Annotated in this window: 6 protein-coding genes; 4 read left to right on the forward strand and 2 right to left on the reverse strand. The window is 66.2% G+C overall.

Annotated features, from left to right (window positions below):
* Positions 1–209 precede the first annotated feature (209 nt).
* From RSE14_RS13455 to RSE14_RS13470, 4 genes are read left to right on the forward strand one after another with little or no spacing between them, the layout of a single operon-like run.
* Positions 210–1,595 (forward strand): multiheme c-type cytochrome, encoded by a 1,386-nt coding sequence (locus RSE14_RS13455; protein ID WP_324074462.1) that lies wholly within the window; start codon positions 210–212, stop codon positions 1,593–1,595.
* A gap of 2 nt (positions 1,596–1,597) precedes the next feature.
* Positions 1,598–3,550 carry a heme-binding protein gene (locus RSE14_RS13460; protein ID WP_324074463.1) on the forward strand — a complete coding sequence of 651 codons (1,953 nt, stop codon included), beginning with the start codon at positions 1,598–1,600 and terminating at the stop codon, positions 3,548–3,550.
* The gene (locus tag RSE14_RS13465; protein ID WP_324076929.1) at positions 3,547–5,415 is read left to right on the forward strand and encodes a hypothetical protein; all 1,869 of its coding nucleotides are present in this window, start codon (positions 3,547–3,549) and stop codon (positions 5,413–5,415) included. Before RSE14_RS13460 ends, RSE14_RS13465 begins: the two co-directional genes overlap by 4 nt.
* Complete coding sequence (locus RSE14_RS13470; protein WP_416379352.1) at positions 5,415–9,563, forward strand: LVIVD repeat-containing protein; 4,149 nt, start codon at positions 5,415–5,417, stop codon at positions 9,561–9,563. The genes RSE14_RS13465 and RSE14_RS13470 overlap by 1 nt, the downstream gene beginning before the upstream one ends.
* Positions 9,564–9,721: 158 nt before the next feature.
* Here the strand turns inward: RSE14_RS13470 and RSE14_RS13475 are convergent, their stop codons facing one another.
* Positions 9,722–10,603, reverse strand: coding sequence for a metallophosphoesterase (locus tag RSE14_RS13475; protein ID WP_324074465.1), 882 nt, complete (start codon positions 10,601–10,603; stop codon positions 9,722–9,724).
* Positions 10,604–10,605: 2 nt separating this feature from the next.
* Positions 10,606–12,399 carry a cytochrome c3 family protein gene (locus RSE14_RS13480; protein ID WP_324074468.1) on the reverse strand — a complete coding sequence of 598 codons (1,794 nt, stop codon included), beginning with the start codon at positions 12,397–12,399 and terminating at the stop codon, positions 10,606–10,608.
* Position 12,400 lies beyond the last annotated feature (1 nt).

A 12,400-nucleotide genomic window follows, 5' to 3' on the forward strand; every position in this document is an offset into this window, starting at 1 on the left:
GCTCCTGCGCGAAAAAGCGCGGATTGCCTGTTGCATCGGGCCCGTACAATTGGGACAAGGGGTGCGGGTCGGCTTGACGGGGGAGTCGGGGCTCGGGTTTATTCCTGACGCGGCTCTACAAGCGCGGGTGTGCCGGGCTTGCTAGCCTGCACGGCGCGCGATCCGGCTCGCCGGATAGTTTGGCGGTAAGGCATCTCGGGGGGGATGGGATGACGGGAGTTGTCGCGAAACGGGTCGCTGGCCTTCTTGGCAGGCCGCAAGTCGTGCGTCTGCTCGCCGTTCTCGGCCTGGCGGTGCTCTATCCCGCCTCCACAGCCATTGGCAATCCGACCTTCGAAGGCGTCGCCAGCTGCGCGGGTTCCACCTGTCACGGCCGGGCCGAGGGCAATGGCGCGGTTGTCCGGCAGGACGAGATCGCGACCTGGCAGGAGCCGTCTTCGGCCAGCGGCGCGCACAGCCGCGCCTATTCCGTCCTCGCCGGTCGCCGCGGGCAGCAGATCGCCGCCAGTCTCGGGCTTGGCAATGCGACCCAGGCGCCGGCCTGCCTCGGCTGCCATTCGACCTTCGCGCCGGCAGACCAGCGCGGGCCCAAGTTCACGCTGACCGACGGGGTTGGCTGCGAAAGCTGCCATGGTCCCTCGGGCGGCGGGTGGCTGGCCGAACACTATGCCCTGCCGGCCACCCACGCCTCCAACATCGCGGCCGGCATGACCCCGCTCGACAACCCCAAGGCGCGCGCCGGAGTCTGCCTTGATTGCCACTATGGCTCGTCCAAGCCCGGGCAGTTCGTCACCCATTCGATGATGGCCGCCGGCCACCCGCGCGTGTCCTTCGAGCTCGATCTGTTCAGCGCGCTTCAGCAGCACCACAATGTCGACGCCGATTACACCCGCCGCAAAGCCGCACCGAGCGCGGTGCGGTTCTGGGCGGTGGGCCAGGCCGAAGCGGTGCGCCGCGCCACCTCGCTCTTCGCGCAGCCCAAATTCGCGATGCAGGGGGCCTTCCCGCAGTTCTATTTCTACGACTGCCATTCGTGCCACCGCACGATCACCGATGGCCCGCAGCGCAAGCTGACCTTCGAGTCCAATCCCGCGCGCCCGATCCCCTTCGGCAATCCGCCCTTCAATGACGAGAACATCATCATGCTGCAGGCGGTGGCGAGCGTGCTGGTGCCGGGCGAGGCGAGCGCCTTCCAGGCCGCTGCGCGCGACTTCCACAAGGCGATGGGCGCTGGCCCGGCCGAGGCCCGCACCGCCGCACAGGCCCTGTCTGCCCGCGCGGGCGCGCTGTCCGATGCGCTCTCGGCCCGCAACTATGGCGGGGCCGAAGCCTTCAAGGTCGTCGGCATGATCGCGGGCGAGGCTACGTCCCCGCGCTTTACCGACTATGCCGGATCGGTGCAGGCGGTGATGGCGATCGACACGCTGCTGAATGCGCTGGTCAAGGAAGGCCGCATCACACAGGGCGCGGCAGCCGGGATCCGGGGCGACATCGCCCGCGCCTACAAGGCGGTCGAGGAGCCGAATGCCTATCGCCCGGCCGACTTCCGCACCGCGCTGAAATCGGCAGCGGGCGCGATCGGAAGGTTGCAATAGCGATGCGCTGGGGGGCGAGGACAGGCTGGATTGCAGGCGCGGCGCTGGTGCTTGCCTCTTGCGGAGGCGGGGGCAGCAGCAGCGGTGGCGGCGGATCAACCGGGGGCGGAACCACGCCGCCTGTTACTCCGCCGGCGACTGGCGTGTTTGCCGTGCCTGCGGCCGAAAGCCTTTCGACCACCGAGGTCGGCCAGATCATCGCCCAGGCCGCCGCCGAGGCGCGTGCGCGCAATGTCGCGGCGACCATCGCGGTTACCGACCGGGTCGGCAATGTCCTCGCTGTCTTTGCCATGCCCGGCGCGTCCGGCACCGCACGCATTTCCAATGCGCCCAACGGCCAGAACATCGACGTGCAGGGACTTACCATCCCCAGCGCCGGAGCGGCCATCGCAAAGGCGATCACGGGCGCATACCTGTCGAGCGGCGGCAATGCCTTCTCCAGCCGCACCGCGAGCTTCATCGTGCAGGAGCATTTCCCGCCCGCGCCGACCACCGCCGGGCTCGAAAGCGGCCCGCTGTTCGGGGTGCAGTTCAGCCAGCTGCCGTGCTCCGATCTCGCTGCGCGTGCCAGCGACGGGCTGATCGGGCCGAAGCGCTCGCCGCTCGGCCTTGCGGCAGACCCGGGCGGCTTCCCGCTCTACCAGAACGGTGTGGTGGTCGGCGGCATCGGTGTGATTGCCGACGGGGTCTACGGCTTTGATCCCAATGTGCTCGACCGCGACAATGACGTCGACGAGGCGATCGCGTTGGCCGGAACGGTGGGCTTCGAGGCCCCCGTGGGTGTCCGCGCGGACCGCATCACGGCGGACGGCACCAGCCTGCGCTACACCGATGTCGAATATTCCCAGATCGGCAATGTCGCAGGCGCGTCTTTCACCGGAACCGCAGGCGCGCTGGTGCCGGTGACGGGCTATTATACTGCCGCAGGGCTGATCGCGGGCACGACCTATGGCACCGAAGCCTCGGGTGTGCGCGCCTCGACCACAGCCGAGTTTTCCAATCGCGACGCCTTCATCCTCACCAACGGGGCAGGGGCGAACCGCTTTCCGGTGCGCGGCGGAACCGATGCAGGCGATGTGGCAAGCCCGCTGACCTCGGGTGAGGCGCAGTCGATCCTCGAGGAAGCCTTCACCATCATGAGCCGCGCCCGCGCGCAGATCCGCCAGCCATTGGACAGCCGTGCGCAGGTGACGATCAGCCTCGTCGATACGCGCGGGCGGGTGCTGGGCATCGTGCGCTCGCCCGATGCGCCGATCTTCGGAATCGACGTGTCCCTTCAGAAAGCACGCACGGCCAATTTCTTTTCCGGAACGTTTGCCGCGAATGATCTGCTGGCGGCGGGCGGCGAAGTGCCGCAATTCGTCAGCCGCACGCGCACGTTCCTCGGCGATCCTGCTGCGCTGGGGGGCGCATTCGGGATCGCCAACCGTTCCGTGGGCAACCTTGCGCGGCCCTATTTCCCCGATGGCGAGCTGGGACAGGCCAATGGCCCGCTCTCGCGCCCGATCCAGCAGTTCAATCCCTTCTCGACCGGCCTGCAGAGCGCGCTGGTGCTCGGCAATCTCGCGCAGCACCTCGCTTTCGTCACCGGGGCGAGCGGCGCGGATACGCCCCGCAATTGCACCGGTCTGCCGCAGATCGCGGGCGGCAATTCCCGGCTGGCGAACGGGATCCAGATCTTCCCCGGCGCTGTGCCGGTCTATCGCGGCGGGCAGCTGGTGGGCGGCATCGGGGTATCGGGCGACGGGATCGATCAGGACGACATGATCAGCTTCCTCGGCCTCCACAATGGCGCCGTGCGGGCAGGCGGGGGCCTTGGCAATGCGCCTGCCGATCGCCGCGCCGACCGCATTCTGGTGCAGGTCGGCAGCCGTCAGGTGCGGCTGCGCTACGTCAATTGTCCCTTCGCGCCGTTCCTCGATACGGCGGCGCAGAACGTGTGTGAGGGGCTATAGGCGTGTCCGCGCTGCTGCTCCCCGCGCTGTTGCTGGCACAGGCCGCGCCGCCCCCGCCAGAGGAGCTGGCGCCTGCGGTGGTGGCCCCGGGCGAGGAAGCGCGCAAGCCGGACTGGGAGCAGGACATCCCCCCGGTCGATCCCGAGATCATCGAAGGGCGCGAGCGGCCCGGCTACACCGCGCCGCTGCCCGATCGGATCGAGCAGCGCAACGAGGGCGCAATCCGTCCGCCGCCGCCCGAGGCCTTCCCGACCGATCAGGTTCCCATCCCCGATCGCTGGCGTCTGATCGAGACGCTGGGTCTGGTGAAGGAAAACCTGTTCGATCCCTACAACCAGAACACCTACAAGGGCGATCGCCCGATCAACCGTGCCAAGGTGCCGTGGCTGCCGATCAAGGGCGATGACTGGTTCTTCGTCGCCAACCTGATTTCGGACTCTGTCTACGAACCGCGCACCTTCCCCATTCCCGTGGGCGTGCAGACCACCGAGGATCCCGGCCGCAACGATGTGTTCGGCAATGATTTCAGCCAGGTCTTCTCGCAGACCTTCATCGCCGGTTTCGCGCTGCTCAAGGGGGCGACCACCTTCAAGCCGCCGGCGATCGAATATCGCCTGACGCTGGCCTACAACGTCAGTTATGTCGATGTGCCCGAGCAGCGCGTGCTGTTTGTTGAACCGTCCAAGCCCAGTCACCGCCTTGACCAGTTCCTCGGGGTGCAGGAAGCTTTCGTCGATTACCACTTCAGCCAGTTCGACAATGACCGGTTTGACTTCATCTCGATCCGCGCCGGCATCCAGCCGTTCCAGTCGGACTTCCGCGGCTTCCTGTTCAACGATCAGCAACTGGGCGTGCGCCTGTTCGGATCGCGCGACAACAACCGCTTCCAGTTCAATCTCGGCGCCTTCTGGCGGCTGGAGAAGGACACCAATTCCGGCCTCAACGCGATCCTGCGGTCCCCGCGCGATGATTTCGTGTTCGTGGCCAACGCCTATCGGCAGGACTTCCTGATCCCGGCGCTCACCAGCCAGATCACGGTGGTCTACAACCGCAACCGCGAGGCCGACGATATCCAGATCGACACCAACGGCTTCCCGGTGCGCCCGGCGCTGCTGGGCACGCTGCGCGGGCGCGAGTATGATGTCGCCTATCTCGGCTACAACATGGATGGCCGCATCGGACGGGTGAACCTGACCGGCAGCTTCTACTGGGCTCTCGGCGAGGACCGGAATAGCTTCTTCACCGATCGTCCGGCCGATATCAACGCGCAGTTCGCGGCGGTGGAAGCCAGCATTGACCGCGACTGGATGCGCTTCCGCCTCTCGGGCGCCTATGCCAGCGGTGACAGCGATCCCTATGACAACGCCGAGGGCGGTTTCGACGCGATCTTCGAGAACCCGGTGTTTGCGGGCGCCGATACCTCCTACTGGATCCGCCAGACCATTCCCTTTGCCGGTGGCGGGCGTGCGATCAGCGTCAATGGCCGCAATGGCCTGCTCAATTCGCTGCGCTCCTCGAAGGAGCAGGGGCAGTCGAACTTCAACAACCCCGGCCTGATGCTGCTGGGGATGGGCGCGGATTTCGATCTGACGCCGCAATTCCGGCTTTCGGCCAATGCCAACCACCTGTGGTTCGAGAACACCTCGACCTTGCAGGTGCTGCGCAACGAAGGATCGATCCCCAAGGATATCGGCTTTGATCTTTCCGCTGCGGCGATCTGGCGGCCCAAGGCCAACCAGAACCTCGTTTTCCGCCTTTCCGCCGCGACGCTGCTTGCCGGTGACGGGTTCCAGGACCTGTTCGACAAGCGCGGGGGCGGGCAGGAATTTGTCTCGATCCTTGCCAACGTGGTGCTGACCTACTGATGCTCAAGGCCGATCGTCTCTGGGGGCAACCCTTCGTCCGTCACTTCGCGCTGCTGGTTGCGGCGCTGGTCCTCGCGCTGGCGCTGTTCGCGGGCGACACCATGGCAGCCGATGGCGAAAAGCCGGTGAAGCGCGATTATTCGCGCGTGATCGCCCCGCCTGCGCCGCAACGGCAATCGGTGGCCGAGATGCAGGCCAAGTCCGAAGGCTGCAACACCTGCCACGTCAAATCCGACGCGCCGACCATGCACATGACCCCGGCGGTGCGGCTGGGTTGCACCGATTGCCACGGCGGCGATGCCAAGGTGCGCGGCAATTCGCAGCTTCCCCATGATCACCCCGATTATGTCGCCGCGCGGGATCAGGCGCATGTGCTGCCCAAGTATCCGGCCAGCTGGCACTTCCCCACCTCGGCGAACCCCAAGCGCTCCTACGCGCTGCTGAACAAGGAATCGCCGGAGTTCATCAAGTTCGTGAACCCGTCGGATTACCGCGTCGCGCGCGAGGCCTGCGGGGCCTGCCACGTGCAGGCGATCGAAAGCGCCGAACGCTCGATCATGGCGACCGGCGCGATGCTGTGGGGCGGGGCGAGCTACAATAACGGCATCCTGCCCTTCAAGAACTACCTCCTGGGCGAGGCCTATACCCGCGATGGCGATGCCGCGAAGCTGACCACACCGGGCGCCGGGCCGGACGGCAAGCTGTCGCAGGACCAGATCGCGCGCGGTGTGCTGGCCGAGATGTATCCGCTGCCTACCTGGCATGTGATCCCGCCGGGCGACGTTTTCCGCGTGTTCGAGCGCGGCGGGCGCACGATCAACTCGCAGTTCCCCGAAATCGGCCTGCCCAATCCGTCAGGCTCGATCCAGCGTCTCGAAGAGCCCGGACGGCCCGACTTGAAGCAGTCGAACCGCGGCCCGGGCACGGGTCTGCGCGTGGCAATCCCGGCGCTCAACATCCACAAGACCCGCCTCAATGATCCCTTCACCTGGTTCATGGGCACCAATGACCAGCCGGGCGACTATCGCCATTCGGGCTGCGCGAGCTGCCACGTGGTTTATGCCAATGACCGCGAGCCGCGCCATTCGCTCACCTATGCGCAATATGGCCGTGACGGGCAGACGATCACGGTCGATCCCACCATTGCCGGCAAGATCGAGCACGCAGCCGGCTATGACGATCACGGCGGCGCGAAGGCGGGCGGGCACGGCGCTTTGAAGCAGCCGGGCGACCATCACGATGATCACGGGGACGCAACCGGACCGGGCAAGCGCGATGACGACACGCTCACCTATGACGGGAAGCAGAAGGAGAAGGGCCACCCGCTCCAGCACGTCTTCACCCGCGCGATCCCGACCAGCCAGTGCATGAACTGCCACATGCACCAGCCCAATATATTCCTGAATTCCTTCCTCGGCTACACCATGTGGGATTATGAATCCGACGCGCCCAAGATGTGGCCGGCGCAGCAGAAATACCCGACCGCCGAGGAAGTGCGCGCGATCACCGATCGCAACCCCGAGGGTGCCGCTCCGCGCGGGCGCTGGGGCGATATCGATTTCCTGCGCAACGTCTATGATCTGAACCCGACGCTGAAGGACACCCAGTTCGCCGATTATCACGGCCACGGCTGGAACTTCCGCGCGATCTTCAAGCGCGACCGCGAGGGCAATCTGCTCGATGCCGAGGGCAAGATCGTTGATCCCGATGATCCGGAGAAGTGGCGCCGCGAGGGCGAGGGCAAGTTCGTGCCGGCGGGCGTGAACCCAGGCAAGGCGGTCCACATGATGGATATCCATGCCGAAAAGGGCATGCAGTGCGCCGATTGCCACTTCGAGCAAGACAGCCATGGCAATGGCCTGATCTACGGCGAAGTCGCCAATGCGATCGAGATCACCTGCAAGGATTGCCACGGGACGTCCGATGCCTATCCCACGCTGCGCACCAGCGGGTCGGCCGCGCCGCCAGAAGGCCATAACCTGTCCCTGCTGCGCAACCCCGATGGCAAGCGCCGGTTCGAATGGATGGAAGGGCCGGACGGCAGGCGAAAACTCGTCCAGCGTTCGATCGTCGATCCGAACCTCGAATGGGACATGAGCCTCGTCAAGGACTCGGTCGATCCTGCCACGCCCGAATTCAACGCCAAGGCCGCGCGCGCCAAGCTCGTCAGCCGCTATGGCGCGGAAACCGGCAATTTCGAATTCGGCATCGGTATTTCCGAAGGCGACCGCGCACACCGCGAACCCGAGATGGCGTGCTTCACCTGCCACCTGTCGTGGACCACAAGCTGCGGCGGCTGCCACCTGCCGATCGAGGCCAACTGGAAGACTGGCATCCACCGCTATGAAGGCGGCGAGTCCCGCAACTTTGCCACCTACAACCCGCAGGTCGCGCGCGACGAGATGTTCCAGCTCGGCAAGCACATGACGACCAAGGGCAATCAGGTGGCTCCGGTGCGCTCGTCTTCGGCGCTGGTGCTGTCCTCTACGAACATCAACCGCGAGCGCATCTACGTGCAGCAGCCGCCGATTTCGGCGATCGGCTTCTCCAGCCAGGCCTTCGCGCCGCACTTCCCGCACACCGTGCGCAAGACCGAGACCAAGACCTGCACCGATTGCCACCTGTCGTCCAATGACGACAACAACGCGATCATGGCGCAGCTGCTGCTGCTCGGCACCAACTACGTCAATTTCGTCGGGCTCAATGCATGGACCGGGCTCGAAGGCGGGTTCCAGGCAACGCGCGTGACCGAATATGACGAGCCGCAGGCGGTGATCGGGTCCTATCTCCACCGCTATGCCTATCCCGATTACTGGAAGCTTCATGTCGACCAGAACGGGCGCGAGCTGAAGAACTGGACGCGTGGCAAGACCTTCGACGGCGAGATGTCGGGCGAAACCCAGCCGCTCGAACAGTTCCTCAACGTCCATGAAGGCACGCCTGACCGGGTCGGCTGCTTGCAGCTGCGCGGCGAATACATGTTCGTGGCCGAGGGCAAGGGCGGCTTTGCCGTCTATGATGTCGCCTCGATCGCCAACAAGGGCGTCTCCGAACGCATCCTCAAGGGGCCGTTCTCGGCGCTCGGGCATGACACCAGCGTGAAGACCAGCAACGCCACCTGCATGGCGCTCGCCACCAACCAGCCGATTGCGCCGACCCGCAACACCGAAAAGATGCGGGAGATGAACCAGGAGCAGGCCTTCAAGCCGATCTACAACTACGCCGTCGTGACCGACGCGGTGGAGGGGCTGATCCTCGTCAACGTCAACACGCTGGCCGATGGCGAATTCCGCAACAACCAGCTGCGCCGCAAGACCTTTGCCGATGGCTCCAGCGCGTGGAACCCCGACGGGGTGCTCGACGGGGCGCAGCACATCACGCTGGCGGGCGAGGTGGCCTATATCACCGCGGCCAAGGGCCTCGTGGTGGTCGACCTCTCCGATCCCGCTACGCCGAAACTCGCCGCTGTGCGCCCGCTGCGCGGAGCCAAGGCGAGCGCGATGCAGTTCCGTTACCTGTGGGTCTCGGATGCCGACGGGGTGAAGCTGTTCGACGTCACTTCGATGCGCAATCCGGTCGCGGTGCCTGAAGCCACCGTGCCGCTGGCCGATGCGCGGCGGATCTATATCGCGCGCACCTATGCCTATGTTGCCGCCAAGGGCGATGGCCTCGTGATCCTCGACGTCAAGAACCCGCGAGCCCCCCGCATCTTCCAGAAGGTGACGCTGGGCGGCAGCCTCAATGATGCCGAGGACGTGATCGTCGCCACCACCAATGCTTCGCTGTTCGCCTATGTCGCGGACGGCAGGAACGGGATGAAGGTGCTGCAACTCACCAGCCCGGACAGCCAGCGCAACTTCTACGGCTTCAGCCCCGCGCCGGTGCCCGAGCTGATCGCCTGGGCGAAGACGCCTTCGCCCGCGATTGCCCTGTCCAAGGGCCTCGATCGTGACCGTGCGGTGGACGAGACCGGCGGGCAGATGGCGGTGTTCGGCCGCCTCGGCTCGCGGCCCTTCACCCGCGAGGAGATGGAGCAGCTGTTCATGACCCGCTCGGGCGTGCCGTGGAAGGTCAGCGACGATGTCGACATGCGCCGCTGGGTTGGCCGCGGTGCGCAGGGCGCGCAGCGGGCGGCCGCGCGCAAGTAGATTGCGGGGCCGCCTCCGCGGCCCCGTCCTCGGCGCTGTTTCAATCCCTGCGAGATTGAGCGCCTGCGGCTCGCGCGCGTGCGCTCGCGGCCCGTCCTGCGGCGGGCCGATGAACTTCTATGTATCGATGCAAGGTAGTAGCGGTGGCAGCAGTGCTACTACCGCTCGGCGAACATGCCTGCGATCATCGGTTGAAGGCCGGCGTGGAAGCGCGCCAGCACCTGCCAGTCGCCCACCCTCTCGTAATGCGACACGAGGCTCTCCCCGTCCCAGCGGTGGAGCGCATAGGTCGGCGGTTCGGTGGTGATGAGCTCGCGGTCATCGGGCACGTTCTGGTCGATGGGCGACAGGTCCATCGCCACCAGCGGCGCGACCGAGGGTGTCACGCCGAGCGGGATGCCGGCAAAGCTGGTGGTGATCTGGCGGTGCAGGTGCCCGCAATGGATCGCCTGGACCTGCGTCTGCCCGGTCAGCACTTCGCGCAGCCGCTCGATCCAAGGCTCGTTCGGGGCCGGGTCCATCCAGTCGATCCCGGCAACCACCGGCGGATGGTGCATGAAGATCAGGGTCGGCTGATCGGGCGCTTCGCCGAGGCGATCGGCCAGCCAGCGTCCGCGCGCCTCGCAGAAGGCTCCGCCGTGGCGACCGTCTTCCAACGTGTCGAGGCAGATGATCCGGAGGCCGAGCGGCGCTTCGACCACATAGTGCAGAAACCCGCCATCGGCCGTCTCGACATGAGGGAAAGCGCCCAGCAGCCCTGCGCGGCTATCGTGATTGCCCACCATCGGTAGGATCGGGAAGGGCACATCGCGGATCAACTCGGCGGTCTTGGCGAAGCTTTCCGTGTCGCCATGATCGGTGATGTCGCCCGATAGCACCAGCATGTCCGGCCGGTTCGGTCCATCGAGCAGGCGGGCGAGTGTCGCGCGGAAGCGGGTGAGATTGAGCTCTTCGGGCTTTTCCTCGGGGGCAAAGCCGACGTGAATGTCGGTCATCTGTGCGATCAGCACGGTCCCTGAGGAGGCGGCGGCCCGTTCCATCCCTATTTCCTAGCGACCCCGCTCACCACTGCAACCCGTGCTTTTAACGGAGGCGGTGCGGGCGCGCGTTTGGGTTCGCGGCCCTGGGGCGACCATTGGCCGGCGGGCACGTGATAGGAATGGCACATGGCGCATTCGGAGGGGACGATCTTCTTGGTCTTCACCGCCGTCGCGCCAAGGTGGCAATCGCGGCAGGACTTGAGATCGGGGATCAAGAGATCGCTGGCCGCCTTGGAGGTGTCCGCCGAATGGCAATCGGTGCATTCTTCCTTCTTGTGCGCCTCGTGGTTGAAATAGCCGCTGGTGAGGAAGCGATCGGGCAGGTTGACCGGCACGAGATCGGCCTGGCCCGTCCTGCCCCGCGCAGGCAGGTGGCATTCGGTGCAGATTCCGCCGGCTGACAGCGCGTTCGACAGGCCGATATAGGCGCGCACCGGGCGGCCGAAATCGGCGGCATAGGCTCCGCTGCCGCCGAAGGCGCCGGGGCGTTGGCGATTGCCGCCCAGCACCGGGCGCGGGCCGGTGGTGATCCGCGCAAGATCCTCGGCGAGCTGCTTGATATTGCCGTGGCGCAGCTTGCTGAACCCGCCCGCGCCGCGGCCCGAGACGAGGCTGTGGCAGCTTTCGCAGGCGTTCTCCATCTCGACCGGCTTGAACCCGATCTTGTCCGCATTCAGTGTGTGGCAGTCCTTGCATTCGAGCGGATTGCCATAGCGCGGAAGGCTCACCGCCATCCGCGCCGCACCGCCGCGCGCGTCCATGTGAACGTCATGCGGGAACTTCAGCCCGCTGCGCTCCACCGGCTTCGTATCGAGCGAGGCGCGCACGGGCTTCGCGGCACCGAAGCTGGCGAAGTAGACCGGGCGGAACTGCGGGTGGCCCTTGCCGAAGTCATGCGCATCGGCGAGCTTGGTATCGGTGAGGCGGCTGTCCAGATCCTTGTGGCAGTCCGAACAGAAGGCTTCGTCGCCCGCCTTCTGGCGCACCGGACCTTCGTGTTCGGAGTGGCACGAGACGCAGCCCAGCGGGCCTTCCTTGCCCAGGGCCTGGCCGATCCGCCATTGCAGCGCCTCGCCAGCGGGCAGGGACGGCATGCCCTTGCTCTGGCGTGCCATGGCCGCGTGATCGGCGGTTTCCTTGTGGCAGCTGGCACAGGTTTCGTCCTGCACGCTCTCGAAAGCGGCGACGTGGCAGCTTTCGCAATTATCCTTGAGGCTGTGGTGCTTCAGCGACAACGCGCCCGGATCCCATGCGGCATCGAGCACCACCGTTCCCGGGGTCTTGCCGGTGGGATCGACCTTGGCCGGAGCACGCAGCAGGAAGCTCGCGACCGGCACCATCAGCAGCAGCAGGACGATCGCGCCTGCCAGAATCCAGCTCGTCGCCCGCTTGCCGGGGAGCACGCTGGCAAGGGTGAAGCCGCGCAGGGCATCGCCCTTGCCTTCATCCTCGGTGACTTGGCGGATGATGATGGCGATATTGCCATCGGCCTCGCGGGTGATTGCGAGCCGCGCTGCGCCCAGCGCGATCTCGCCGCCGGTGCGCGGATCGATCGTGCCTTCGGTGACCACCCGGCCATCGAGCCCGAAGCCCAGCGTGCCAAGCGCCGCTGCCGCCAGCGTGCCATCGCTCTGCAAGGCAAGGCGCACGTGGTTCTGCTCCACCGCCAGATCGGGCAGGTGGATGTCGTTCTCTGCCGCGCGGCCGATGGTGAGCGCCGTCTGCTCCACCACGCGGTCGCGGACGATCTCGCGTCCGGCGGCGGTGAAATCGATGGTGCGGATCAGGAATGCCATC

Source organism: Erythrobacter sp. (assembly GCF_035194505.1).
GTDB lineage: Bacteria > Pseudomonadota > Alphaproteobacteria > Sphingomonadales > Sphingomonadaceae > Erythrobacter.